The sequence below is a fragment of the Lactobacillus sp. PV034 genome, assembly GCF_014522305.1.
Classification (GTDB): Bacteria; Bacillota; Bacilli; order Lactobacillales; family Lactobacillaceae; genus Lactobacillus.
On record NZ_CP041982.1, the window covers coordinates 1,160,342 to 1,186,546 of the forward strand.

Here is a 26,205-nt window from a genome sequence, read left to right on the forward strand (position 1 = left end):
TGTACTTATATAATGACATAATGTAAATACGAGGTGATAAAAATGAACAAAGAATATATGCACCTGAATGCAGGAGATAAATTTAAAAAAACAATCTCTCCAGATGGTCAAGTACTTCCTTTTAAGAAGAAACAAAAAATAAGTGCCGCAACTTTAAATATGATTAACGCGCTCTTTGATGAAAACAAAGAATTGATGGAAAAGCTCAAAGATAAATGAAATACCTATCATAGGATTTGCCCCGGGGGTGGTCTTCTTTTTTATCATTATAATTTAAAATAAACAATTAATTGAAATTAACAAAAAAAGCCTTATACTGTTTATAGGATATATCAAAACAACATAAGACTTAATTATTAGTAGGTAAGTGCAATGATCCTATCAACTTCTTTTACGAAGTCAGCTGGTGCCTTGCCTACTTTTTTATGTGGTCTGGAATTTAAGTCAATCGCTTTTTCTTGGGACAATAAAAGCTGACCGTGAACTGGCAGACCTTCTGGTAAATTTATATTTAAAGGGAAATCTTTAATTTTTGATGTAATAGGAACTATTTTATACATTCCATTACACATCTTATTAAAACCATTATTAGAAACAATCATTGCTGGACGCATACCAGCCTGTTCATGTCCCTTTACTGGATTAAGATTTACCAAGATTAAATCTCCCTTTTCTAAATAATTCAATCTGTCACCGCCTTTCAATTATTTTTATTACCAAATTTCTCTGCCTTGTGGTTCACCCCAGTCATATTCAACAGACTCATTAGGATGTTCTTTTTCCCAATCAGCCCAATACTTCTTATAATCAAAACCCTCAAATAGTTCTTCAATTGTTTGAGGCTTTTTCTTTTTTTCTAGAATAATATTTTTATTTTTATCAATTCTTACGATAAAAGTATCATCAGGTTTTACATGAGCTTCAGTTAAAATACTTTTGGGTAATCTTATACCTTGAGAGTTACCCCATTTTTTCAGTTTTACATTTTCCATAAAAAACTCCTTAGATCAAGTTCACGTGTTACAAGCTAAGTATAAACTATTGTATAAACTATGTAAATAAAAATAAGCCATCCAGGAATAATCCTAGGTGGCTTGTCGCCTTCACGGCAAACTAGATAAGCGTAGCTATCTAATCCAGACATATCCACCGTGACGAGAAAAAGCATCATATTTAATTGATGTTCCAGCTGGGAAGGTGGTAATTAGTTTACTTTGCGTCATAACATCCCAGCGAAGATTAATTTGAGTACTTCACTATTTCTAAAAAATATTGTATTAAATCATCATCTCAAAGCACTTCAATATTTCAGAGATAACTTTTATATTAGAATATAATTTCAAACTATCTATATTTCTTTATCCTTCACTTACTAAATCTGCATCTTCAAGATTATTTTTTTGCTTAAGCTTCATACTTACCCAACTTGCTACAACCAAAACAATCAAGATCAAACCCAACAATCCCAATAAGGCGTAGTTCACATTAGTAAGACCAGAAATTGTTGTAAATAAAGTCGTTAGCGCTGGTGAAGACACCATGATAATTGAATTTAATAAGCCCATAGATGAAGCGAGAATTTTGCGATCAATTACTTCTACTAACCACTGAGTCATCTTAATTGAAGCCGTACTGATCACAACTGCTAAAGAGAAGTATAAAGGTAAAATTACAAAAATATTTGCGACAAGTGCGGCAATAGTTGTGAATGCACTAAGAATGACGGCACTAATTATTAAAGTAAAAACTGAAATCTTTTTAAATAATTGTTGGCCAAACATACTTCCCAAGATAAAACCACAACTAACTACTACTCCAATAATAGCAATCGTAAAACTATAAGTAGAAATAATCATCGTAGTTTTGTGAGCTGCAATTACAATTGGGACTAAAGCGCCGATTACACCTAAGGTTCCATTTAGCATGGCAATTACCAAGATAATGGTAATTAAGCCGTGCTCTTTTTTTAGCTGCGTAAAGGAAGACTTCATTGTTGCCAAGAAATTTTGATCATTAACTTCTTCTGGTTTAACTGCTGCCTGGTCTTTTTTACGATACTTTAAGCCGATACTTGCATAGAGCAAGCCAGCAATTAAGAAAGTGGCCGCATTAACAAATGCCAAGTTTGAGTAAGATAAGAAAAGTAATAAACTTGCTCCTGCAAATTGAGCAACCATATTAATAATTTCACTTATTCCAGAAGTAAAACCTTCAGCTTCACCAAATTCTTTTTCACCAACTAGATTAACAATCAAAGGTGCAGTTAAGCCACCGGAATAGGAACCAAAAGTATCAGAAATCAAATTAATTCCAATTATCGCCAGCACAATATTCCATTGATTCAAATTACTAATTAATAAAAGTCCAACAATGCCATAAAGTACGAATCTACTGAAAGCCATCCAGACAATATTTCTAAATTTATTTTTAGTTTTATCAGCTAAATAACCAGCAAAAATTTCAAATACTTTTGGAACTGACTCAGAAATTGCAATTAAAGAAAGAGCCAAAGAGTAATTCTTTAACTTACTAGCATAAGTCATTAAAGCAAGATAAAAGAGAATATCCCCTGCTCCTGAGAGAAAACTTGCAATAGAAAACTTACGATAATCTTTGTTTCTTAAAAATACATTCATAAAATCCAACTCCTTTTTAAGCTTGATTTAATCTTAACAAGGAAGTAGACTATTTTTTGAAAATGTCATATTTGAAATTTTGGAGGAGATTTTTATGACAATTGGCGAGTTGCTAAAAGAATACCGGATTAGGCAAGATAAAAAGCAAAAAGAATTTATCGGTAATATCATTAGTCCCTCTTATTACTCTAAAGTAGAAAAAGATTTACACCGAATTACTGTTGAAGATCTCACTGCTTTACTGCATTACAATAATATTCCCCTATGGGATTTCTTCAGTCGCTTAGATTCAAGTGATGAATTTAACCATCAACAAATCAAAAATCTTAATGATATGATGCTTGATGCTTATTATTCAGGCGATAAAGAACGTTTTTCTGAAATTAGCAATTTAATTGATGAGAGCAACTTATCTCCTAAAGATAAAGAGGAACAAAAATTACTAGTAGCTGGATGGGTAGAATCAATGAAGAATGAAGAGGATCCAGCCGATGAAGAATTACGTAATAAATTAAAAGAGAAAATTTTTAGTATCCCTAATTTTAATGAAGATAAAATTGTTTTATTTTGTAATTTTATGGCATTTTATGACTTTGAGAGTAATAAAACAATTACTCGCCAAATTATGCTTCAATATCAAAATACCCAAAACAGAAAGATTCAAGAGGATATCTTAGCTATTATAGGTAATATGCTGGCACTTATTACCATTAATAAGAAATATGATCAAGCAGTTTTTTATATTGAAGCAGCTAACAAAATAAAAACTAGACCTGAGACTTTTTTCTATAAAAATATCATTTTCTTTCATGAAAACTTTATTAATTATCATTTAACAAATAATATTCTATATTTACAAAATTGCGAAAAAGCTGTTGAAGTAATCAATACATTGGGGATGTTAAACTATGCACATAAATTAAAAAAATTTTATCTTACATATAAATAAAAATGTCATATGTAGAACTTAAAAAGCCCGCAAAATTGCGAGCTTTTCTTCTTGTTCGTCTTCTATTCCGAACATATTTTCGCTATAATTATTTCTGCAGAAAGTTTTATGAGCGGTGGTTGTTTTTCCTCCCGGAGGTGAGGCCTATGGTCAATATACTAGTGAAAGGGTTCAACCATGTCGATTTACGATTGCATTTCTTTGATGCTTTCTTTTGGGATGTTCGTGTTAGCGTTGCTGACCTACATCGACAAGCACGACAAATAAAAAACGCCGCTCAATCTATTAACTTTGGAAGAGTTATTGAGCAACGTTTCTGACGTCTAAATAATATCGACCACCGCTCTTAAAGCGGGCTGCAAAGGAGACCTTTAGGTCTCCTTTTTTCATATAAATTATACCATATTTTTTCAATTAAAATTTCTTTTAGTGACTAAATGAAGTCAGAATGAAAAACAATTGTTCATTAATTGAGCGTAAATTATTCATGCCCTACCATATCGTCAACATATTGTTGTAATTCATCCATTAATTGTACTCCAATATGATTAACTATTTTTCCATTACGCGAATCAAAATCAAAATTTTGAAGTTGCCATAAAACTATGTATCCTTTTACGCCACTTCCATTAATTCCTGGTATTAAAATTGATTTATAGCGTGGATTATCTTTATACTTGCTCGATGTAGTTATTGGCATCCCTACAAACATATGAGTAGCTTCATTGTACTCAGTTGTACTCATGACCACATAATGTCGTCTTATATTTCCTTTGTTAGGATTATGACCACCCATTTCATGACCAGAATGTGGTTCTGCATCTACAACAACGATATCTCCCTTTTTAGGATACATTATTAATCTATAACCTCATGTCCTACAGATTTTACTGACTGCAATTCAGGATCGTTAGCTATATCCCTTTGATAGTCATAATTTTTCCAATCAGTAGTAGCAAAAATATTTTTTCTCTTAGTAATGGGCATAAAAACTATATCTGCACCATCATTTTTAACCATGTATTCATCACTAATTGTATTTATACCCTTAGGAACGGTCAAAGTCTTGGAATTACCAACTTTTCTTAATTTAACAGTCATTTAAGCCATCTCCATTCATGTATACTAAGTATACACCGTAGAATTTCCCCTTTCAATTATTTTTATAAATCATTTTGAGCCCGAATACATCTACCACTGGTTGCTCAAAATTAATTCAGAGACTGTATTTCCTTAATACTTTCGTTTGGGATGTTCGTGTTAGCTTTACTCACCTACATCGACAAGCACGACAAATAAAAAACGCCGCTCAACTGATAACTTTGGACGAGTTAGTGAGCAACGTTTCTGACGTCTAAATAATATCGACCACCGCTCTTAAAGCGGGCTGCAAAGGAGACCTTTGGGTCTCCTTTTTTCATGTAAATTATATCACATTATTAACGTTTTTATATCCTATACTTCACTCTTATTCCCACAGAAAATTAATAATATCCCTTTCTACTTGTGAGTTAAAAGTTAATCTTCCATGCTCCGCATTATGCCCAGTATAAGTTAAAACTTGATAAGATTTTGCCCGATCTTGTACTAAATATCCTAAAGACAAACTGGAAACATTTTTTACTACTCCATCACTATTATTTTGAGTATTACCAATAATATTCAATACCTCTACTTGATGAAGCGGATAGGTATGCCGTAGCTGCAACATTTGTTTATAAGCCTTGTTCATCTTATTAGGTTTACCATTCACTACTTTTAATCCCTTTGGCTGCGTCAAATCAGCGGTTAAGCCAGGTGAATCTACCCCATCGAAGTGGCCGGCAATATCTACTTGCTTTTGGAGTTGGGGCAAATTAGAATTAGTATCATTTTCTAACATATAATACATAATCGACATATTACCTAAAGAATGGCCCACCATATTCATTTTGGTAATGCCATACTTTTCTTGCAAAGCTTTGACAACATTAGTGGCGTAACGTCCCGCCTTATAAAAATCTATCTGCACATTATTCTTGTAGTTCACCATTACAATTGGGTTAACTGCGTTTTGCGGAATAGTTCCAACCAATTTGACTTTTCCATCTGCATTCACATCAGCACGAATCACGCTATTAGTTACCCCTGCTTTTTCGGCAGCCTTAACCAATGATTCTTCACTATGATAATTACTTAGTGCTCCGTGAAAATACAGGGTGGGGGTAGCTTTAACAACATAAGCTCGCGCAAAATGTTGTTCCTTAGGCTTTTTAGCAGACTGCGGTGTCTTACTGCATCCCACCAATCCCAAAACTAAAGTCATCAAAAATAAAATTTTTACTAGCTTAATCTTTTTCATTATCTCTACTCATCTAACAATAAAGCATACATTTGACTAGCCAGCGGTGTGGTTAATCTGAGATTCATCCCCACTGCTGGCTTTTTCTTACTGCCAATTAGTTCTTCTTTTACAGAATCTTTTTGAATAGTAGCTGGACCTAAATAGAAAAAATCTTTCCCTGCCGCATCACTTCGCTTCACAAATAATTCTAATCTCATCTTCGGTTCAAGCAATCTTTTGACTTCATCAGAATCAAGATGGCGTGGCGTGCGTGTATACCAGCGCAAACTACGACCGTCTTCAAAGGTATTTTGATAAATTGCGTTGCGTTTTTTATCCGAATCCTTTTTATAAGTAATAAAAATCGGGGTAACTTTTTCATCAACACGATAGCCATACATTGGTGCGCTGACATCTAAAGGCCAATTAAGCAGACGACAAACATCTTTACGATCATATTTTTGATAAAGCGTAAATTGTGTCTGCCCATCATATTCCTGGTTTAACTTAAGTCCCACTTCAATTGCGTCTCTAAATAGTTGTACAAAATCAGAATTTTTAAGACTATGCTTAATTGTTTCATTCAGCTCATATTTATCTTCATTAAATGAGACAAGTGCTTGCTTACCATATTGTTCCTTCTTAGTTGTCTCACCTGCTTTCACATCAAAAAATGCCAAACTTAGAATTTTTTCAATTGAATCAATTACCTCATCATCAATGTAAGCACCATTTTTGGCTAAATTTGTAAGATACGTTTCACGTGAAACTTGATTATTTTCTAACAGTAATTTTAACAAGATTAACTCATGTGGTCGTTTACCCAAAGCAAGTTCTTTAGTTACAAACGAGAGTACTTGCTTTTCATATTCGGTTAATTGAACTCTTTCTCCCATTTTCATCAAAAAGTCAGCATAGGAATTTAAAGCTTTATTTTTAATCAAAACAGTTGGGCTAGTTGAACCATATTTTGCAAAATCCATTAAATAAGGAATACGACCAATTTTATTCTTAAGGTCCTTGTAAGAAGCACGCAATTCTTTCATGCTATCAAGTTTAACTTGATCAAGTGAGGCTAGAATTTTTTCACTAGCAATCTTCGAAAAGTTAATTGTTGAAACACCAATAACTTCTGGCAGCTTAACCTCAGCCCGAGTTCTATCTTTATCCCTACTATTATCATTATTTAATGCCAACGGAATTAAATAGTTATTCTTATAATTACCAATGAAGTCAATTACCGTAACATAATCCTTACCAGGATATTTACGCAGCCCGCGCCCAAGTTGCTGAATAAAAACAATACTTGATTGCGTATTACGCAACATCACAATTTGATTAAGTGCGGGAATATCTACACCCTCATTGAAGAGGTCTACAGTAAAAATATATTCTAAATCTCCTACCTCTAATTGCTTGACGACTTCTTGCCGTTTCTTTTCACTATCTTGATTAGTTAAGGCTTTTGCAGGATGTCCCTTTTTAGTAAATATATTAGCTAATTCTTTAGCTTCATCTTGACGACTACAAAAAACTAGTCCCTTCGCCTGCTTACCACAATAACCATAATAAGCTAGTTCTTTTAAAACATAATCAACTCGGGCTTGAGCCGTCAAGCGACTCAAGTTACTAGTTTCATCAATTACTTCACCATCTTGTTCATAGTCTTGGACACCAACATAGTGAAATGGCGCCAGCATTTTATCTTCTAAGGCATCTTGCAGCCGAACTTCATAGGCTAAATTATAATCAAAGATTTGATAGACATCTTGTTCGTCCATTCGTTCTGGTGTAGCCGTCATCCCCAGCAAAAATTCTGGTTTAAAGTAATTGATGATTTTTTGATAAGAAGGTGCCGCTGCCCGGTGAGCTTCATCAATCAAAATATAATCGAAGCTATCTTGGTCTAATTTAGCTAAAACATTTTCTTGACTCAAAGTTTGGACGGTCGCAAATAAATATTTTTTATCTAAATCATGATGATGACCGGACAAAACTCCATAATCTTTACGGTCACCACCAATTACCTGGTAAAAACTTTCCATGGCTTTCTTAGCAATTTGTTCACGGTGCACCACATAGATGAATTTTTGGGGCTTAAAGTCTTTTACTGCAAATGCACCTAAATATGTTTTCCCCGTTCCTGTAGCAGAAACAACCAAGCCTCTTTTTTCTTTTGCCTTAACTAGACCATTTAGTTCCTTTAAGGCAGCTGCTTGCATTTGATTAGGTCTAATTTCTTTTGTAGGTACCAAAACCTCTTTCTTAGCAACTGGTCTACTCCAATTTTGACGATAAATTTCAATCCAGTCTTTTGTCAAAGGCTGACTATCTTTTTCCAATTCCTTAATTTGCTTTTTAATTGTCTGGGTTAAAGCTGCATTTGACTTAGTACTTACCTTTAACGCCCATTCATAATTAGCTAATAAGGCATTCCGAGTAAAATTAGGGCTCCCAATGATTAAAGTTTCGTAATCTTCATGATCAAAAAGATAACCTTTGGCATGAAAGCCATCTCTTTGACTGAGCTTCACTTCCAAATTTGGAATTTTTAACAGCTCTTCAAAAACTACGGGATCATTAAAGTTTAAATAATCGCTAGTAATTAAAGTACCACTTCTTCCCTGCTTGGCTAGATCAGCCATTACAACTTTAAATGGCACTAACATATCACGAGTCACAAAAGCAACAGCCCAGGTAAAATGTTTGGCACTTAATAATTCTTGTCTCAGAGTAAACCAAATTTTTTCTTGGTCATTATTTGATAATAATTTAGGCCCATATAATTCATGTCCCTGATAATTTTGGTCATAAAAGCCATTTAAGATTGCTTCTTGAACTGGATCTTTCACTACTTATCACTTCCTTAAATTAAAAAAACCTCGAAATTCATTTGAATTCCGAGGCCCACATGAAGTTCTACCAACTTTTGCTTGTATTATACTCCTAATTTATTTTGATAACTTTTAAGAAGTCATTAATTTTTTTCTTTTCTTAAAGGCATTGTCATAAAGAAAATTAAGCCAATTAAAAATAGAATACTCAATGAAGCGGCACCAACAGTTGATTTACCCGTCCACTGGGTTACAATTCCTACAATAACCGGACCTAAGATAGCTGAAAATTTTCCTAATATATTATAAAAGCCGTAAAATTCACTACTTTCATCTTTAGGGACCAAACGACCAAAATATGATCTACTTAATGCCTGAATTCCGCCTTGACTTGTTCCAACTAAGATTGCCAAAATCCAAAAGTCACGCAAACTATGCAAGTTTAAAGCATACAAACAAATCCCTAAATAAATGATAATTCCCATCATGATCGTATAACGTGTAGAAATTTTGTTGGCTAGCCAACCATAAAGAATTGAAAAGGGAAAGGCAATTAGCTGCACTACTAAAAGCACCAACATCAGATCAGTGGTCTTGATCCCAAGGTCAGTTCCAATCACTGTTGCCATTGTAAAAATCGTATCTACCCCATCAATATAGAAGAAGTAAGCTACTAAAAACCACACTAACTGACGATAATTATTTAAATGTTGGATAGTGAGTTTCAAACGACGCAAGCTATCTTTTAAAGGATTAGCAGTTGCTGCCACACTATAAACTTGCTTTCCATGGCACATCAGTGGCCACGCAAAAATAATCCACCAAACTGCTGCCAAGAGAAAACTAAATTTAGCGACACCATAACTATCCAGCAGACCATTAAAACCATGACTTAACTGCGCTGCCAAAAAAATGATAAAGGCCAGCACACCACCTAGATAGCCCATCCCATAACCATAAGAAGAGACCCGATCCATCTGCTTATCATTGGCCACATCAGTTAGAAAGCTATCATAAAATAAATTTCCTCCTGAATAACCAATTAGTGAGCCAATATAAATTACTAGGAGCCATAACCATTGCCCAGTTGGCACCAAGGCTAAAGCAAAAGTTAAAGCAATTCCAAGACCTGTAAAAATATTTAACCAACGCTTTTTAGCATGTGGGTAATCGGCCAGAGCCCCAAGCAACGGTGCTAGAACTGACACAATTAAAGTACCAAAACTATTGGCATAACCCCAATAAGCAGTGGAATTAGCAGCACTTAACCCAGCATTCTTGGCGACTGCCTTAAAATATACGGGTAAAACTGCCGTTACGACAACAATACCATATCCAGAATTTGCCCAATCATAAAAAATCCATTGCCATTGTTGTTTTGTAAGTTTCTTCATTCTTAATATCCGATCTTAATTTTATTTTTTGAGTACTTCTTTAATTTTTTTACCCGCAATGGGCTCAGGAAATTTAAGGTTTAATAAACGAGCTAACGTTGGAGCTTCATTTACCATTGCTGATTTTTCAACTGTAATACCTGACTTTACATCAGGTCCAAAGAAAATTGCAGAAGTATAATAATCTGGTTCATTAGGATCAAAGCCATGCATCCCGCGATAACGATTAGGTTCATCTAAAGTTGCTGGATCCACCTCTTCTACAACTGCTGGGCGATTAACTTCATCAGTGAAATAGTAGCCAGGTTTAGCTGCAACTAAAAAGGCACAATGTGGATCTGCCCCGCGCGCAATGGCTTCTTTTTGATCATAAATCGCTTTAATTCCTTCCACATGTGCAAAACTTTCTTTCACTTTTGCCAGGTCAACTTTTCCACATGTGTATATGTAAGTTTCACCATCGCAATTTTTGGCCGTCACTTGCCAATTCTTTTTAAACGTTGTTTTCCTAGGAATTCCCTCAAGCCAACCATGTTGTTCAAAGATCATATTCAAGTGGATCATTTTTTTGACATCAATTTGATAATGGTCACCAACAATGACAAAATTAGTATGCTCATAAGTCCCAGCACTCTTTGTTGCGGCAATTATTTGTGCAATACGTTTATCTTGGCGTCCCCAAGCTGCTCTAGCTTCGGGAGAATTAACTCCATAACGGTGGCGCATACTATCCATGTCTACCAAGTGAAGCAACATCAAATCCGGCTGTTTATTTTTTAAGGTATCAACTGCACAAGCAGTAATAAAGTCATCACGCCAAGGTTGCTTTATTCCTTTTAACATATGACCATATTTTTTATTCATGTCATAGATAAATTTAGGCGAACTAGATTTCAACGATACTAAAACTTGATTACTCCAGGGACGATTTGAAAAAATTTCAGCTAAATTATAATCAATCTTGCTTGAACCGGTTACTGGCCAAAGAAGGGCAGCAGTTTTTAGCCCCTTTTCATGAGCTAGGTCATAAAGTGTTGGAACTTTGATATAGCGACGATACCAGAGCCAGTCTGGACTTTCCCGCTTTGGCTGAAGTTTCGTATTATTGATTACCCCATGAACTGCCGGATACTGGCCAGTGACAATGGTGGTATGAGAAGGATAAGTTAGTGTCGGAGAAACACCTTGAACTCTTTTTACCCAACTTCCCTGATCGCGTAACTTGGTTAATGTTGGAGCTAAATCGGTTTGTTCAGCTAAATCTTTATATCCCATTGCATCAATGGAAATTACAACTAATTTTCTTTGCGCCATTGTTCTAATTACTTTCTAAATAAGCTAGCTTTACTCATTTTAAACTAAAAAGCGCAAAAAAATAAGGCGATTTTCATCGTCTTATGGTCTATCTTTATAAATCAATTTCTAATAATAAAGGGGCATGATCTTTACGCTCCCCCGTATCTATCATTTCTGAACGCTTAACTGCATCCGCAATACGGTTAGAAACTAGATAATAATCAATCCGCCAGCCTGAATTATTGGCTTTACTGGTACGCACTCTTTGTGCCCACCAAGAATATACGCCCTCTACATTACCATGAACTTTACGGAAAGTATCGGTAAAACCTTTCGCTAGCAATGCTTCAAAGTCTTGACGCTCTTCATCAGTGAAGCCAGCATTATGATGGTTATTTTCGGGATGCTTTAAATCAATTTCTGTATGTGCCACGTTATAATCCCCGCTGGCAATAACCGGCTTTTCTTTATCAAGTTCTGCCAAATAATCGGCATACTGACGATCCCAACCTTGACGATCAGCCAAGCGTTTTAATTCATTCCCAGAATTTGGGGTATAAACTTGAGTGACAAATACTTCGGGAAATTCCATCGTAATAATACGGCCTTCATCATCCATCGTGTCAGGTGCATCAATTCGAGGATAAGTTACTTTAGGGTCATATTCTTTTTTATATAAAAACATAGTCCCAGCATAGCCCTTACGCGCTGGTTCTTCTGATGAACGCCAAACATAATCATAATCTGGAAAAAATTCTGCCAATTTTTCTTGGTGTTTTTTTGTTGGTCCAGTTGCCCTTAATTTTGTTTCTTGAATAGCGATAACATCTGGATCATTTTCCTTGATTGTTTTTAAAACAACTCTAGTTTCTTGCGCGCGATTAGAATCACTAGTTAAGGCGGCATTTAAAGAATCAATATTCCATGAAATTAAGATCATTATCTTCTTTTCCTCTCCAATTATTTTTTAAAATTATACCGTTAAATCTAATTCTAACAAAATTGGAGCATGATCTTTACGGGTGCCACTATCTAATACTTCTGCTTTCTGAATCAAATCCTTAATACGATTAGAAACTAAAAAGTAATCAATTCGCCAACCCAAGTTATAAAGTTTGCTAGTTCTAATGCGTTGATCCCACCAAGTATAGTCTCGTCCTTCGGGATGCTTAAAGCGATAAGTATCAGTAAAACCAGCATCAATTAGATTTTCAAAGTCTCTTCTTTCCGTTGGTGTAAAGCCAGCTGAAGTTTGATTTTTTTCAGGATGCTTTAAATCAACCATGCCATGGGCAACATTATAATCACCGCTAGCAATAACAGGTTTTTCAGCATCTAATTTTTTCAGATATTCACAATATTTTTTATCCCAAGCTTCACGTGCTTCTAAGCGCGCTAATTTACTACCAGAATTGGGCGTATAAACTTGGGTAACATAAAATTTACCAAAATCTAGCGTGATAATTCTTCCTTCATCATCCATTGTTTTCCGGCGCATCAATTCGAGGATAAAGAACTTCAGGATCGTATTCTTTCTTATATAAAAACATTGTTCCTGAATAACTTTTTTTAGCCGGTTCTTCGGACGAACGCCAGACATATTTATAATCAGGAAAAATTTCCGTTAATTTTTCAATTTGTTTTGGAGTTGGGCCAGTAGGACGTAACTTTGTTTCTTGAATTGCAATCACATCAGCATTTTTTTCTTTGATTGTCTGCAAAACTTCGCGTGTTTCTTGGGCTCTACTTGAATCACTAGTTAAGGCGGCATTTAAAGAATCAATATTCCACGAAATAAAAATCATCTTATCATTTTCCTTCAATAACTTACTCTTTCACTCTTATCTTACTCCTAACTTATCAAAACATAGAAAAAGCAGCCCTTGCGGACTGCCGTTTATTTTTTGGAGTTTTATTTGAATTTTAGAATATATCTAATTATTACTTTTTACTAAGCCTCTTTACCATGAATCATTGAAAGAACCCAGGAAACAATAATTACCAAAATAATTGCGCCTAGTAAGGAAGGGATAATTGCCATACCTGCTAGTTGTGGGCCCCATGCTCCCAAAAGTCCTTCACCAATTGATGATCCTACTAAACCGGCAATAATATTTAAGATCCAGTTCATTGAACCACCTTTGTGTGTAATTGCGCCTGCAATTAAACCGATAATTCCACCTACTATTAAAACCCATAACCAGTGCAACATAATTGTGCGCCTCCTTTTAAAATATTGATATTAAGTTAAATTTGTATTTTATATTTATTCAGATATTAAGATTAATAAAACTAAGTTAGTAAGTTAAGATTAATTATTTTAATTTTTATCTTTTACATCATCAATTACCTTATTAACTTTATCAGTAGCTTTGCCTTTGGCTCCTTGAGCCTTGCCTTCAAGTTCACGAGCTTTATCTCCCGTAATCTTGCCTTCAATCTCCTTAAGCTTGCCTTCGACTTTGTCTTTTAGACCATGTTTATCATTTGTCATAAATATATCCGTCCTTTCTGGATAGGTATAATTTAAGAAAATAAGCGATTGGCCAATCTAATTATTTTTCTTGTTATAATTATATTATCATTTACTTATATATGTGTCGATAAAAAGAGTGCTATAATTTAATCTCTTAAGCTTTTCTTAATAAGTATTTACTCATTTTCAATAACGACCTATTGTATAATATAGAAGAGAAATATTTTGATAGTAATTTACCTAAAAGGAGATTACAATGTTTTCATTACTTTTAAGCCTCTTTATACTTTGGCTATTGATAAAATTAGGCTTTTCCCTTACTAAAGCCACAATTATTTTAATTGCAATTGGGATTGTAGCAATTTTTCTTTCTTACATTTTATTGCCCCTACTTGTCATCGTAGCCTTAGTTGGAATTGGGGCCTTATTATTCAATAATAATGACTAACGGTTCTATTTTAATAGAATCGTTTTATTTTTTATTAAATTAAATTTAATATTTAGCTTAAATTTTGACAGTTTTTTTGCCCTAAATTAGACTAAAGATAAGTATTTAAATTTTCAAATATATAATTTTATAACTTCAAGGAGTTTATTATGACAACAAGAATTATCACAGATTCAAGTGCAAATTTTTATGACAAAAACATCGATGGCGTTGAACACATCAGTGTGCCTCTTTCATTAAGAGTCGATGATAAAGAGTGGACAGATGATGAAAAACTTGATCTAACAGCTTTTCAAGCAGCCTTAAAAGCTACTGATGATAAATCAACTTCTTCTTGTCCTAACCTAAATGCATGGCTTGACGCTTATCGTGGCGCTGACGAAATTTTTGTTATTACAATTACCAGTGCCTTATCTGGAAGCTACAACGCGGCAGTCCAAGCAGCAAAAATTTATCATGAAGAAGATCCTTCAGCTAAGATACTAGTCTTTGATTCACGTTCAGCAGGTCCTCAACTTCAACTTTTAGCTCGTAAAATTGCTAGTCTAGTTAATAAGGGATATTCTTTCGAAGAAATTGTTAAAGAGGCTGAAAGCTACCAACACCACATTGCTTTGATCTTTGCTTTGAAAGACTTAACCAATCTTGCAAACAACGGGCGTGTTTCTAACACCGTGGCTAAGATGGCTGGTTTATTAAGACTAAATATTATTGGAACTGCAAATAATAAAGGTGAATTCGAACTTGCCGGCAAGGCTCGTGGTGCCAAAAAAGCTCAAACTAAGATGCTTTCTGATATGATTAAAAATGGTTATATTGGCGGAAAAGTTCAAATCGATCAAGTAAATAATGTTGAAGGTGCCGAAGCTTTTAAGCAAGTAATCTTAGATAAATTTCCAGAAGCTGATGTACACATTGGTGAATGTGGCGGCTTATGTAGTTACTATGCTGAAGAAGGCGGCTTAATGGTTGGCTATGAAAAATAATTAAAACGTAAAGCGATAAAATTATGAAACAAGCATTACACAATTTTTTAAAATTATTTGCCACTGATAAACCCCATTGTGTTTTACTACGCTTTAATCAGCATCTTCAAGATTTTGATGATGGAGAAACTAAAAGTTTAAGTTCTCAAAAAAACAAAAAAGATAAATAGATTTAAATAAAAAGTCTTACTAAGATTGTTGTACTTCACATTCTTAGTAAGACTTTTTAATACGCTTTTTCAAAATCATTTTGCATCAATTTAACAAATTCAGGATAAGTTTCTACTTCAAATAAAGGATGCAAATTTAAGGTGTTTTTACGGTGACGGTGATTATACCAAATACTATCTACACCATATTTCTCAGAACCCAAAATATCGGATTGAAGCCCATCACCAAAAAAGATTGTTTCATTTGGCCCAATTTCAGTGCGACTGAAGAAATAATCAAAGGCATGTTCATTAGGTTTAGAATAATGAGCCTGATCAGAGGTGACAATTAAATCAAAATAGTCTTCAATTCCAGCTAGCTGTAAGCGATGATGTTGCATAAAGTTCTCACCATTGGAAAAAACAGTTAGTTTATAACCCTTTTTCTGAGCAAAACGTAAAGTATCCTCTACTCCAGGAAGTAACTTGTGAGTTTCACCAAAATAAGAATGATATTCATCCATTACTTCTGGGCCATTAATTGCTTCACCATAAATTCTTTTAACAAAATCACGAAAAACTTTTTCATTCAGTTCATCAACCGTGATCTCTTCTTGTTCAAGTTGACGCCATAAAGCTTGATTATAAGTATGGAATTGTTTTTGAATTTCAGGTGTTAATTTCCAATTATGTAATCGGAATAAAGTACGTAAGGCATAATCTTCTGTAGAAGCAAAATCAATCAAAGTATCATCTACATCAAAAATTATTTGTTTATATTTCATTTGAATCACTTCCATTCTTTAAGTAATAGCTTTGATTATATCAGAGATTATTCTTTTAAAGGGATTCGAACATAATATTCTTTTTCATCTTCATGGTCAAGATAGCCGCCATTATTTTGCATTACCTTTAGTGAAGCAGGATTATCCTTGTGACAAGCAAGATAAAGCTCAGGTTCAGGAATAATACTTTTGGCTTTTTCTAATGCTAAATGTAGCCCCTGGCTAGCTAAGCCTTGGCCGCGATATTCTTTTTTAATACCATAGCCCAAATGTCCAGGCCCTTGGCGTAAAAAATCAGTTAAATGATGGCGTAACTTAAAAACTCCAACAGCTGCACCATTTAGCCATAAAACATAAGTGGTTGCAGGAACATACCCAGCTGGCAAATTCTTTCCTGCTGCCATATCTAACATAGCAGGAATTGCCTTAGTCTTAAATTCATCAAAAGTTAAACCAGCATATTCATTCTCAAAACCATTTTCATCTTTGGGCATTGATGAAAATAATTCATATTCTTCTGTAACATGAGTTAAATCAATTTCTTTTAATTCTAGCTTCACTTTTTCTTTCCTCGCGATTCATTTACTTTCTAGAGCTTCCTTTTATATAATTACAATTATTAATAAGAGAAAGGTTTTTACTATGAATCATATTTTAACAAAACGCGTTTCATTAATTGAATTATTTTACGACTTAGTTTATGTTTACATGATTTCCCGGGCAACAAGTTTAATTCACCATCTTCATCATGGAATTATAACTCCAGTAACCCTTGCTATCTTTGCCTTGGTGATCATTATCTTTATTAATTCATGGATGTTTCAAACCGTCTTTACTAATCGCTATGGAACTTCTTCCTGGACCAATATTATCTTTTCCTTTATTGATATGGGAATTGTCCTCTATATGTCGAATGCTTTTTCTGCAACTTTCGACCAACACCTGGCGACTTTCTTTCTAGCGGCGGGATTACTTTCTTTGACTTTGTGTATTCAATATATAATTGTTTATGCGCAAGTAAACAAAAAATACGATAAAGAAATTTCTCGTGCCTTTGCCCTTATTTTGGCAGTTCGTACAATTACTCTTTTAATCGGCGGGATTTTTCCTAATAGAATTGGTACAACAATTGCTCTTATAGGAATTATTATCACTTGGATTGCTCCAGCATTTACCGGGAAATATACTTCCCATCATCCAATTATATTTTCTCATTTATTAGAAAGACTCATAGCCTTAATAATTTTGATGTTTGGAGAAACTATTGTTGGAATTGCTAATTATTTTACTCAAACCAATTTATCTATTTATTCAATTTTAATTTTTATTAGTGTTGTAAGCTTATTTTTTACATATATTGTTGAATTTGATCATATGATTAATGAAGAACAAACAAAGGAAACCGGAAACTTATTGATTTATTTACATTATTTCATTTTATTTGGTATTAGTCTCGTTACTGTTTCACTTAATTTTATTAATGAAGAATCAGCACAACCAATTTTTGCGATTACTTGTCTATTTATTGGCTTAGTACTCTTTTATATTGGTCTATGGATTGCTAATTATTTATATTGGTCTATGGATTGCTAATTACTATAACAAAATCGTTGTTAATAAAACTATTATTATTGCCTTTTCTCTTACTACATTAGTTGGTTATCTGATTTGCTTTAGCTGGCATATTTTTCCTATTTTTGCTATTGTTGCTGCGTTTGTGACACTATTAAACGCAATCTATTTAACTAGTTACATGATTAAACATAGTAATAATTAAACCCCCAATGAAAAAAAGAGTCCTGAGACTCTTTTTATTTTCTGATAAATTTTTCATCATTTTTTGGTTCCGGTGCAGGAACATAGCGTTCAACTTTCATATGCAAATCATATTTTTCACGAAGCTTTGCTAACTCAGCCATCATTGGACTTGCATGGTGCTTGTCAATAGCCGCTTGGTCCGCCCAACTATCAATCAATAAAACAGTTTCTGGATCATTAACTGGAACGAAATACTCATAGCGCTCATTTCCCTCTTCTTCTCTAATGTGTTGCGCAATTCCGCTTTTTTCCATTTCTTCTACAAAACGATGCGCACTACCATTTTTACCAGTATAGTAAAGGTTAATAGTTAAACTCATTATTATCCTCCTTAAAAATATTAAATTTTATTAATTTCCCGGGCAATATCCTTTCTTTAATTTTAGCGCTTAAAATTAATAATTGCTTTTCAAAAGTTTAAAATAGTATTATTGAAAGGAAATAACATTAACTAGAGGAGTATTGATTAAAATGCCAAATAGAAATCAACACGGCTTTGAAAGATTGACAGATAAAGAAAAAGAAATTTTAAATCAAAATCGAGAAAAAATTCATCAAGCTCAAGCTAAAGAACCAGAAAAACTACGTGAACACTTACAAGCATTCAATGATGGTGTTTTAGCAATTATTATCACAATTATTGTTTTAGAAATAAAACCACCACTGGCACCAAATACTTATTCAAAATTTATTGGCGATATTTTCATTTTCTTGATTACTTTTTTTATAATTGCTGACTTTTGGTATGACCTTCACTTAGATTTTTCTTATTTTATTTTCAAACCAGGTAAGGCTACAGCAATTGTAGATTTCCTCTTGTTAGCTGATCTATCATTATTACCAATTATGACCAAGTGGATAATGGAAGATACTTCTAGTTTTGCGGTGGCTAATTTTGGAATAGTATTTTTAATTGCTAAAATTCTTAGAATTATTGAACAATATGTAGGTACCATGCCGACAATGAAGGATTACAAAATTATGAATGTTTTTATTACTCGAGCTTCTTTGCGTCGAATGATTGGGATTTTAATATTAAATATCGTCTTAATTATTCTTGCTTTATTCCTACCACGTTTAGCTATGGTCCTATATCTAGCAATTCCAATTCTTTCATTTATTTTTCTTTCAAATAACTTCTCAGGAAGACATAGACAAAATAAAAGTTCTGCTGATTAAGCAGAACTTTTTTAATTAAGCAAGTGTATAACTATATATTCTAGAGCTTTCAAAAAGCATGTTTTGCTTCAAAAATTCATTACATTTTTATAAACTTTTAAACATAATTACAACTTTGAGCAAAAAAGCGTTAAAAAGCGTTAAAAAGCGTTAAAAAGCGTTAAAAAGCGTTAAAAATACACTAGTATTTTTCATACTGCGTACTTACAGAATTTCCTATTTTTCTTACTTTTCCCTCATCAATAAGACTTTGCAGTAACTTTCTCACTTGATAAGGAGTAGTATTTAGTAATACTTGAATATCCTTACGTGATTGTCTACCATTTTTTTCTAAAATCAAAAGAACTGATTCTTTACTTATATTTAGATTCTCTAATGTTTGATTACTATGATTAAGATCTATCTTTTCTTCTGACTGATCTTTCCAATTCACATTTGGCAATATAACTTTAAAAGAATTTTCTCTTACTTCAAATTTTGGTTCTAACTTGGGATCCTCATAAACTTCATACATTCTTCGTATCCCGGTTCCAAAATTCTCTATATATTTGATTTTATCTAAAATATGAACTAATTAAGGATTTCTTACCGCTGTCATTCCATCTTTAACTTCCTCTAAAGTTAATCCATCTGGTATACCGCCCGGCGATAAAATCTCTAATCTATCATCAAATATTTCAATTTTTATAAACGAATGCAATAAATAATCTCTATGCGCAAACGCATTAACTATAGCTTCACGTATAGCAATTTCCGGAAAATTTTTAACCTCTTTTCTTTCAGCTGATCCTGTAATTTGAATTTTAGTTTGATTATTTAGGGAAATATAATAAAGCAAGTCATTTATTTGAGTGATAATTGATCCCTTAAATTCTCTTTTATCTTTAAACTCAGCAACATCATTTCCCTGATAAATAGCAATTTTGGTTCTAATTGTATTTTGATCACTTACTAAATAAGCAGCATTATTGTAAAAATGAGAATTATTTACCATTCGAAGCGAACCAGGATTAAAGTCTCTTCCTGTTTCTTTAAGTCTTTCCGATAGCTTTTCAAAACTAAGATCTTGATTAGGAGATTTTTCTGCATCAAATTCTCCACTCTCTATATTTTGTTGAAGCATTCTTTTAACTTGCTCATTAGTTGCTCTCACTGAGGAACTTCCCACTCTAAGATATACGCCCGATGAATCTAAACCATTTTTTTCAATTGAATAAGGCTTATGACGACCTTCTTTTACTCTTAATAAAAACGGATCATTATTAACCTCTATATCTAATAAGCTAAAGGGTGTAGGATAAAACGCATTAGTATACCAATGATTGAGAGTCTCCTCCCATTTGTGCTTTTGTTCTTTAGTTACATTTAACGGCTTTAAAGTTCTGTCATCTACACCTAAATATATTCTTCCACCCTTTTCAAAAAAGCGACAATTTCTCTTTTTAATTTATTAGTGAGTTCTCTTTTATACTCAACAAAATTATCCTCATTTTTCATAATTTCCTCTCAAAATATTATATTTATACTAAAAATGGCGGTCATCTGACCGTCATTTTTAATTAACTCTATTAATATTGATAGCTAAATTTTATCATATATCTATCTAAGGGCAAAAATACTCTTTAAAACTTAAAATATTTTATTTACTTTGCATTCTTGGGTTACTTTTTTCTTTAAACATAATGTAGATGAGAAGCAACAATGCTAAACCGGCAGCACTATATAAAACTACGTTACTTGCAAGCCAACCAAATTTACTTACCAAGATACCAATTAAAGCAGTTGCCAAGGTTTCACCGAATAAGTACTGGAAGAATCCCATAAATCCAGTTGAAGAACCAACAGCAAACTTAGGTACGGCTTCGTTAACCATTAAACCAACCAGAGTTAATGGAGCGTAAATCAAAGTACCCATCAGCATCAAAATTACAACAATTAAAGTATGGTTAGTTGCAAAGAAGTAAATACTCAAACATGCAATTAAGCCAACTACACAAGCGATACATACAGCTGCTCGACGGCCCTTCAAAAGGTCAGAAACAGCACCAAGAATGATAACACCTGGTACAGCAGCAATTTCAAAAATACCAATTAACCATTTAGCAAAACTATCACTAAATCCCTTTACGTCAGTTAGGTAACTTGGAATCCATGACATAATACCGTAACGAACTAAATATAGTGACATTGATGTAAGAGTAATTGCCCATACAAGCTTATTCTTTAAAATATATTTAACGAAAATTTGAGGAAGACTTAAACTAGTAATTTCTTCTTGATCAATTTTTCCTTCTTCAGTTGTAGGTGCATCACCATCATGCTCAGCAATAGGTGGTAATCCAACACTAGCTGGACGATCAGAACCAGTAATTAAAACAAATGCAGCTATTAATAAAGCAACAATTGAACCAGTATAGAATACCATTGGAATTGAACTATGGAATAACCAAGTTGCCAATTGAATTACGGCTACACAAGCAGCAGCACCGGCATTGTGAGCAGATGACCAAACAGAATATACAGTTCCACGGTGTTTTTTACCCCACCAAAGTTGAACTAACTTTTGACATGGAGCAGCCCCCATCCCTTGAGCCATCGACATTACCAGCATTAAAGCCATAATAATCACTAGTGAAACGGTTCGATTATTAATTTTGAAAAAGAAGGCAAAGTTAAGACCTAGACCAAAATTCAAAATTGCGGAAATAATCAATCCAGTAGCTAAATAGTGATTAGGATTACTTTTATCACTCAATGCTCCTAAAAACAGTTTGGAAATAGCATAACCAACACCAAAACAGGACATTACTAAACCTAACTGAGCTGTACTTAAACCATAAGTTTGGCTAATACTCTTTTGTTCAGTAGTAAAGATCAAACGAATAATATAGTATCCAATATAACCAATAACAATTGCTAATAAGACACCCGTTTGATGCCATAAATATGAAGATTTTATTTTCTCCTTCGGAACCTTCTTCGTGGCAGTAGGAGCAGGTTTCAAAAATTTAAACATTACTTTTTCCTCCTAATATCTTTATCTCACAATAAGATTATATATTAAGATTGTTTAAAATGGAAGCGCTTTCTTTGAATTGCGTTTATAAATTCTTAAATTCTTTGTCAAATACTTGTAAATTGGGACAACAAAAAAGCTCCAAGCAATACTTGGAGCTTTTTATCTGTGCTGACTAAAGGATTCGAACCTTCGACCTCATCATTACTAATGACGTGCTCTGCCAACTGAGCTAAGTCAGCAATTCATCAACAGATATTAGTATAGCAAAACTATTTTTATTTGCCAAGGAAAAAATTAATAAAAAAAGAACTTTTTCAAGTTCTTTTTCTACTAACTATTTATCTATAATTGTAATTCGTTCTTGGTGGTGAGTTGGATGTAAAATTTCATTTACTACCAAGCGAGCCATTGTACCTGAGGTAACTTTTGATTCGCCTTTATCATTGTAAAGTAAATCATCTCCACCTAAAGCATATTCAGCAGCTTCTGGGCCTGCTTCAAACATCATTGAAGGTGAAATACCAACCCAATCTACGTCATTAACGCCACGTAAATATTCAAGCTCCTTTAATTGTTGCTTTGGTGTATTAAGCCAAGCATCGCTTCCGGCCATCTTTTCAATATCTTCTACTACTAGGTGATCATCATCACCAGTGTGAAGACTTCCTGCACCTAAAATAAAGATAATGCGCTGCTTAGTACCCTTACTTAAATTAATTAATTTTTTAGCTAGGTCTATTTGTTGTGCAGCATCTTTTGGAGCAGTACCAAAAGCATCGACAATTACATCAAAATCCTTAAGCAAGGCATCATCCATGGTTAAGACGTCCCCCACTAATAAATGGGCATCTTTACCTAGAACTTTTTCTGCCTTATCTTTATCGCGAATAATTCCAGTTACTTCCAAATCTGCCTGTTGATTAGCTAACTTATAAATCGCACTTCCTGCCATTCCAGAAGCACCAATAATTCCGACTTTAATCATTTTGCAAAGCCTCTTTTCTTTAATCTATTCACCCTTACTTTACCGCAAAAATAATTAAAGGTGTTAAATTAAGCTTATAAAATGTAAGTATAAAATTTAAAACTAGCTTTTATTCAACTTCAAACTCTTCCATTTCAGCTATAAATTCTTTAAAGTATGGCAAGGTAAAAGTTACTTTGCCATACCCATTGCTTTCAATTACTTGAGCATCTAATAAGCGTCTCCGATACATTGAAATATAACCGCTGCTTTTTCCCATTTTATTTCTAATTTCAGTTATCGAAACAGTAGTTTTATTAATAGCAGCCATCGCCTTTAGAAATAGCCGATCTTTTTCAGAAAACTCTTGATATATCTTTGAATAAGAATTTTTTTCTAGTTCAGCTATATAAGTTGGAAGAAGCTGATGCAACATTTTGGCAGTTATCTTTCCCGTCTCTCGGCCATCTTTCCAAGCTAAATAACCTAATAATTGAAAGGCATAGGAATAGCCCTTCGTCATTTTAGCCATTTCTCCGGCTATCTTATCGCTAATCTTAATCTCAGATTTTTCGAAGATCTTTTTATAGGTTGCCTTTATTTCAAAAAGACTAAGTGGTGAGAGGCCTATACGTGGACTTCTCAATAAAAAGGTAAGTACATCTTCATTTTGTAATTCAGAAATATTCTCTGGAAGGCCAGTCATTAATAAATTTACAAACAGATTCTTTCTAATCAACAATTGATAAAAAGCTGCAAAAGAACGCAACTCTTTGGTAGCTTTTACTTCATCAATAGTTATCAAAACATGGATCCCTTGATCAGTTAATGTAGTAAGGATACTTTGTAAAATACCTTGATAAGTTGAAACTGTTGGTTTACCTACAGAAGCAGATATTTGCAAGCCTACTGCAGAAAAACTAATTCCCTTTAATGAATCTAGCATTTTTTGGACTTTACTTGTTGATTTACGATATAAATCATCGATTAAATTTTCTAGTAAATTTGTTCCCATTGCTAAATCAACTACAAGCCAGTCTTCTTTTTCAGACAATTTTTGACTTACTTCTGTTAAAAAAGTAGTTTTTCCTACTCCTCTCATGCCATAAACAATTGCCGTTTGATAAGGAGTATTGGGATTATTTAGCTCTTCTTCGTAATCTTCTCGAATTTCTTTTCTCCCCAATAAAACTGGGGGAATTTTTCCAAAACTAGGATTAAATGGATTATGCATTTTATTTTTATATCTCTTTATATCTTTATTTTGTTTTTATATCTCTTTATATCTTTTTATATCTTAACATTATTTTACCTAAATATCTTCTCCTTAACTTGATTTTCTAAGACCTATCCCTAAAGTCATTGCCTTCTGGTTTTATCCATGCTATTCTTTTTTATAAGATTATGAATTAAAGAGGTACACCTATGATTTACACCATTATCAACGTAAATTCATCTTCCTCCTCAATCTCCTCTAGTGAGATTGAGTGATTTGGCGTACTTAAAATTAATTTTAAAGCCCAATTCACTCTTAATACTTTAACTAAAGTAGTGAATTTGGGCTTTTTCTTTTTGTTTTAGGAGGGAATTAAAATGAATAATCAACCGCCTGCTGATAAACTTAAACGCTCAATTGGCTTTTGGTCAGCACTATCAATTGTTATTGGAACCATCATCGGATCAGGAATCTTTTTTAAGCAAGCTTCTGTTTTAGATAGTGCCAAAAGTTCAACAATGACCATTTTAGCCTGGGTCTTAGGTGGATTAATCACTTTAACTGGTGGATTAACCATTGCTGAAATTGGTGCTCAAATGCCTTATACTGGGGGACTTTACGTTTATATTGAACGACTTTATGGGCGAATCATCGGCTTTTTAGCCGGCTGGATGCAAGTTATTGTCTACGGTCCCGCTATTATTGCTTCAGTGGCTGGTTTTATGAGTATTCTAATGGTCAATTTCTTTGGTTTATCCAGTGCTTGGCGCATTCCTTTAGCTCTCATCACCATCATTCTTATTGGTATTTTGAACTTTTTTGATAACAAAGTTGGTTCTGCATTTTCTGTAATTACCACCATCGGAAAAATGGTTCCCATTGCCGCTATCATTATCTTTGGCATCTTTTGGGGTAAACAAGATGCCTTTGGGCAGACTCTTACCCAGCTCAATCACACTAGTGGCGGTTTTGGAGTAGCTATTTTAGCAACTTTATTTGGTTATGATGGTTGGATTTTAATTGCTACTTTAGGAGGAGAAATGAAAAATCCTCAAAAAGTTTTACCAAAGGCAATCATCTTAGGGATCAGTGCAGTTTTAATTATTTACACTTTAATTACTGCCGGTATTTTACGTTTTATTCCAGTCAACTTAATCCATCGTCTTGGAGAAAACACAACGGCTTACTTAGCTACTAAGGCTTTTGGTAAGATTGGTGGGAAACTACTAACTGCCGGCATTATTATCTCAATGATGGGAACCCTAAATGGAAAAATTATTACTTTTCCTAGAATTGTTTATGCCATGGCAGAAAGACAAGACTTACCATTTTCAAAATTTCTTTCTTACTTAACCCCTAAAGGCAAATCTCCCTTAGTAGCTACTGCATTTATCGTCCTTTTAGCTACTGTTTTAATGATCTTCTTTGATCCAGACCACTTATCAGATTTGTGTGTATTTACTATTTATTGTTTCTACGTGTTAGCCTTCTTTGGAATTTTTATTTTAAGAAAGAAAAACAGTCAGCGCCCGTTTAGTACACCTTTATACCCACTAGTTCCAATTGTTGCTATCATTGGTGGACTTTATATCATCGTCAGTGAAATTATTAATGATCCAGCAGGTGTTGGCTTATTCTTAAGCATGGTAATTATTGGTTTACCAATTCTCTATCTTGTTAAAAAATATTACTCACAAAAAGAAAATTAACCGAAAAGCAATTAATTAGCTGCT

The 26,205-nt window shown here is 33.6% G+C and carries 31 protein-coding genes, 1 tRNA gene and 2 pseudogenes; 10 read left to right on the top strand and 24 right to left on the bottom strand.

The window, feature by feature from the left end; genetic code table 11:
- Positions 1 to 42: 42 nt before the first annotated feature.
- Complete coding sequence (locus tag FP432_RS05860; protein WP_265488389.1) at positions 43 to 219, top strand: hypothetical protein; 177 nt, start codon at positions 43 to 45, stop codon at positions 217 to 219.
- A gap of 137 nt (positions 220 to 356) precedes the next feature.
- Here the strand turns inward: FP432_RS05860 and FP432_RS05865 are convergent, their stop codons facing one another.
- From FP432_RS05865 to FP432_RS05880, 4 genes are all read right to left on the bottom strand, one after another.
- Positions 357 to 686: a type II toxin-antitoxin system PemK/MazF family toxin gene (locus FP432_RS05865; protein ID WP_265488390.1), complete on the bottom strand. Its 330-nt coding sequence runs from the start codon at positions 684 to 686 to the stop codon at positions 357 to 359.
- 27 nt (positions 687 to 713) lie between these two features.
- Complete coding sequence (locus FP432_RS05870; protein WP_265488391.1) at positions 714 to 992, bottom strand: AbrB/MazE/SpoVT family DNA-binding domain-containing protein; 279 nt, start codon at positions 990 to 992, stop codon at positions 714 to 716.
- Between the two features lie 135 nt (positions 993 to 1,127).
- A complete protein-coding gene (locus FP432_RS05875; RefSeq protein WP_265488392.1) occupies positions 1,128 to 1,223 on the bottom strand; it encodes an SH3 domain-containing protein in 96 nt (31 codons plus the stop codon).
- Between the two features lie 135 nt (positions 1,224 to 1,358).
- Positions 1,359 to 2,636 carry an MFS transporter gene (locus tag FP432_RS05880; protein ID WP_265488393.1) on the bottom strand — a complete coding sequence of 426 codons (1,278 nt, stop codon included), beginning with the start codon at positions 2,634 to 2,636 and terminating at the stop codon, positions 1,359 to 1,361.
- A gap of 94 nt (positions 2,637 to 2,730) precedes the next feature.
- Here FP432_RS05880 and FP432_RS05885 point away from each other — a divergent pair, with 94 nt between their 5' ends.
- Together FP432_RS05885 and FP432_RS05890 are read left to right on the top strand one after the other, a co-directional pair.
- Positions 2,731 to 3,585 (top strand): helix-turn-helix domain-containing protein, encoded by an 855-nt coding sequence (locus FP432_RS05885; protein ID WP_265488394.1) that lies wholly within the window; start codon positions 2,731 to 2,733, stop codon positions 3,583 to 3,585.
- Positions 3,586 to 3,789: 204 nt separating this feature from the next.
- Positions 3,790 to 3,852: a putative holin-like toxin gene (locus FP432_RS05890; RefSeq protein ID WP_265489613.1), complete on the top strand. Its 63-nt coding sequence runs from the start codon at positions 3,790 to 3,792 to the stop codon at positions 3,850 to 3,852.
- A 214-nt stretch (positions 3,853 to 4,066) separates the two neighbouring features.
- On the opposite strand, the gene FP432_RS05895 is transcribed toward FP432_RS05890, so the two are convergent.
- A complete protein-coding gene (locus tag FP432_RS05895) occupies positions 4,067 to 4,444 on the bottom strand; it encodes a type II toxin-antitoxin system PemK/MazF family toxin (RefSeq protein ID WP_265489614.1) in 378 nt (125 codons plus the stop codon).
- Complete coding sequence (locus FP432_RS05900) at positions 4,444 to 4,686, bottom strand: hypothetical protein (RefSeq protein ID WP_265488395.1); 243 nt, start codon at positions 4,684 to 4,686, stop codon at positions 4,444 to 4,446. The genes FP432_RS05895 and FP432_RS05900 overlap by 1 nt, the downstream gene beginning before the upstream one ends.
- A gap of 126 nt (positions 4,687 to 4,812) precedes the next feature.
- Here FP432_RS05900 and FP432_RS08025 point away from each other — a divergent pair, with 126 nt between their 5' ends.
- Complete coding sequence (locus FP432_RS08025; protein WP_416202890.1) at positions 4,813 to 4,884, top strand: putative holin-like toxin; 72 nt, start codon at positions 4,813 to 4,815, stop codon at positions 4,882 to 4,884.
- A 169-nt stretch (positions 4,885 to 5,053) separates the two neighbouring features.
- On the opposite strand, the gene FP432_RS05905 is transcribed toward FP432_RS08025, so the two are convergent.
- The 8 genes and pseudogenes from FP432_RS05905 to FP432_RS05940 form a co-directional block, all read right to left on the bottom strand.
- Positions 5,054 to 5,926 (bottom strand): alpha/beta hydrolase, encoded by an 873-nt coding sequence (locus FP432_RS05905; RefSeq protein WP_265488396.1) that lies wholly within the window; start codon positions 5,924 to 5,926, stop codon positions 5,054 to 5,056.
- A gap of 5 nt (positions 5,927 to 5,931) precedes the next feature.
- Complete coding sequence (locus FP432_RS05910; protein ID WP_265488397.1) at positions 5,932 to 8,760, bottom strand: DUF3427 domain-containing protein; 2,829 nt, start codon at positions 8,758 to 8,760, stop codon at positions 5,932 to 5,934.
- 125 nt (positions 8,761 to 8,885) lie between these two features.
- Entirely contained in the window at positions 8,886 to 10,136 is a 1,251-nt protein-coding gene (locus FP432_RS05915) for an MFS transporter (RefSeq protein WP_265488398.1), read from the bottom strand.
- Positions 10,137 to 10,157: 21 nt separating this feature from the next.
- Positions 10,158 to 11,450 (bottom strand): alkaline phosphatase family protein, encoded by a 1,293-nt coding sequence (locus FP432_RS05920; protein WP_265488399.1) that lies wholly within the window; start codon positions 11,448 to 11,450, stop codon positions 10,158 to 10,160.
- Between the two features lie 94 nt (positions 11,451 to 11,544).
- Positions 11,545 to 12,372, bottom strand: coding sequence for an exodeoxyribonuclease III (locus FP432_RS05925; protein ID WP_265488400.1), 828 nt, complete (start codon positions 12,370 to 12,372; stop codon positions 11,545 to 11,547).
- A gap of 33 nt (positions 12,373 to 12,405) precedes the next feature.
- A pseudogene (locus FP432_RS05930) lies at positions 12,406 to 13,237 on the bottom strand (exodeoxyribonuclease III).
- A 146-nt stretch (positions 13,238 to 13,383) separates the two neighbouring features.
- Positions 13,384 to 13,644 (bottom strand): GlsB/YeaQ/YmgE family stress response membrane protein, encoded by a 261-nt coding sequence (locus FP432_RS05935; RefSeq protein ID WP_265488401.1) that lies wholly within the window; start codon positions 13,642 to 13,644, stop codon positions 13,384 to 13,386.
- Positions 13,645 to 13,752: 108 nt separating this feature from the next.
- Positions 13,753 to 13,926, bottom strand: coding sequence for a CsbD family protein (locus FP432_RS05940; RefSeq protein ID WP_265488402.1), 174 nt, complete (start codon positions 13,924 to 13,926; stop codon positions 13,753 to 13,755).
- A gap of 238 nt (positions 13,927 to 14,164) precedes the next feature.
- Here FP432_RS05940 and FP432_RS05945 point away from each other — a divergent pair, with 238 nt between their 5' ends.
- The 3 genes from FP432_RS05945 (at position 14,165) to FP432_RS05955 (ending at position 15,512) form a co-directional block, all read left to right on the top strand.
- Complete coding sequence (locus FP432_RS05945; RefSeq protein ID WP_265488403.1) at positions 14,165 to 14,356, top strand: hypothetical protein; 192 nt, start codon at positions 14,165 to 14,167, stop codon at positions 14,354 to 14,356.
- A gap of 149 nt (positions 14,357 to 14,505) precedes the next feature.
- A complete protein-coding gene (locus tag FP432_RS05950; protein WP_265488404.1) occupies positions 14,506 to 15,342 on the top strand; it encodes a DegV family protein in 837 nt (278 codons plus the stop codon).
- 23 nt (positions 15,343 to 15,365) lie between these two features.
- Positions 15,366 to 15,512 (top strand): hypothetical protein, encoded by a 147-nt coding sequence (locus FP432_RS05955; RefSeq protein ID WP_265488405.1) that lies wholly within the window; start codon positions 15,366 to 15,368, stop codon positions 15,510 to 15,512.
- A 56-nt stretch (positions 15,513 to 15,568) separates the two neighbouring features.
- Here FP432_RS05955 and FP432_RS05960 read toward each other — a convergent pair whose 3' ends face one another.
- Both FP432_RS05960 and FP432_RS05965 read right to left on the bottom strand, forming a co-directional pair.
- A complete protein-coding gene (locus tag FP432_RS05960) occupies positions 15,569 to 16,276 on the bottom strand; it encodes a YjjG family noncanonical pyrimidine nucleotidase (protein ID WP_265488406.1) in 708 nt (235 codons plus the stop codon).
- Positions 16,277 to 16,323: 47 nt separating this feature from the next.
- Positions 16,324 to 16,836, bottom strand: coding sequence for a GNAT family N-acetyltransferase (locus FP432_RS05965; RefSeq protein WP_265488407.1), 513 nt, complete (start codon positions 16,834 to 16,836; stop codon positions 16,324 to 16,326).
- 82 nt (positions 16,837 to 16,918) lie between these two features.
- On the opposite strand from FP432_RS05965, the gene FP432_RS05970 reads away from it, so the two are divergent.
- Positions 16,919 to 17,869, top strand: coding sequence for a low temperature requirement protein A (locus tag FP432_RS05970; protein ID WP_265488408.1), 951 nt, complete (start codon positions 16,919 to 16,921; stop codon positions 17,867 to 17,869).
- A 218-nt stretch (positions 17,870 to 18,087) separates the two neighbouring features.
- On the opposite strand, the gene FP432_RS05975 is transcribed toward FP432_RS05970, so the two are convergent.
- Positions 18,088 to 18,414 (bottom strand): putative quinol monooxygenase, encoded by a 327-nt coding sequence (locus FP432_RS05975; protein WP_265488409.1) that lies wholly within the window; start codon positions 18,412 to 18,414, stop codon positions 18,088 to 18,090.
- Between the two features lie 151 nt (positions 18,415 to 18,565).
- On the opposite strand from FP432_RS05975, the gene FP432_RS05980 reads away from it, so the two are divergent.
- Positions 18,566 to 19,273 carry a TMEM175 family protein gene (locus FP432_RS05980; protein ID WP_265488410.1) on the top strand — a complete coding sequence of 236 codons (708 nt, stop codon included), beginning with the start codon at positions 18,566 to 18,568 and terminating at the stop codon, positions 19,271 to 19,273.
- 181 nt (positions 19,274 to 19,454) lie between these two features.
- Here the strand turns inward: FP432_RS05980 and FP432_RS05985 are convergent, their stop codons facing one another.
- The 7 genes and pseudogenes from FP432_RS05985 to FP432_RS06015 all read right to left on the bottom strand — a co-directional run bounded on the left by FP432_RS05985 (position 19,455) and on the right by FP432_RS06015 (position 24,490).
- Positions 19,455 to 19,787, bottom strand: coding sequence for a hypothetical protein (locus FP432_RS05985; RefSeq protein WP_265488411.1), 333 nt, complete (start codon positions 19,785 to 19,787; stop codon positions 19,455 to 19,457).
- Positions 19,788 to 19,847: 60 nt separating this feature from the next.
- The gene (locus tag FP432_RS05990) at positions 19,848 to 20,426 is read right to left on the bottom strand and encodes an ATP-binding protein (protein ID WP_265488412.1); all 579 of its coding nucleotides are present in this window, start codon (positions 20,424 to 20,426) and stop codon (positions 19,848 to 19,850) included.
- Between the two features lie 51 nt (positions 20,427 to 20,477).
- Positions 20,478 to 20,678, bottom strand: a pseudogene (locus FP432_RS05995) (transcriptional regulator); the annotation flags it as partial.
- A gap of 234 nt (positions 20,679 to 20,912) precedes the next feature.
- Positions 20,913 to 22,289: an MFS transporter gene (locus FP432_RS06000; protein ID WP_265488413.1), complete on the bottom strand. Its 1,377-nt coding sequence runs from the start codon at positions 22,287 to 22,289 to the stop codon at positions 20,913 to 20,915.
- Between the two features lie 169 nt (positions 22,290 to 22,458).
- A tRNA-Thr gene (locus FP432_RS06005) sits at positions 22,459 to 22,531 on the bottom strand.
- A 95-nt stretch (positions 22,532 to 22,626) separates the two neighbouring features.
- Positions 22,627 to 23,277 (bottom strand): NAD(P)-dependent oxidoreductase, encoded by a 651-nt coding sequence (locus FP432_RS06010; RefSeq protein ID WP_265488414.1) that lies wholly within the window; start codon positions 23,275 to 23,277, stop codon positions 22,627 to 22,629.
- Positions 23,278 to 23,386: 109 nt separating this feature from the next.
- The gene (locus FP432_RS06015) at positions 23,387 to 24,490 is read right to left on the bottom strand and encodes an ATP-binding protein (RefSeq protein WP_265488415.1); all 1,104 of its coding nucleotides are present in this window, start codon (positions 24,488 to 24,490) and stop codon (positions 23,387 to 23,389) included.
- 359 nt (positions 24,491 to 24,849) lie between these two features.
- Between FP432_RS06015 and FP432_RS06020 the strand changes: the two genes are divergently transcribed.
- Entirely contained in the window at positions 24,850 to 26,181 is a 1,332-nt protein-coding gene (locus FP432_RS06020; protein ID WP_265488417.1) for an APC family permease, read from the top strand.
- The last annotated feature ends 24 nt before the right edge of the window (positions 26,182 to 26,205 follow it).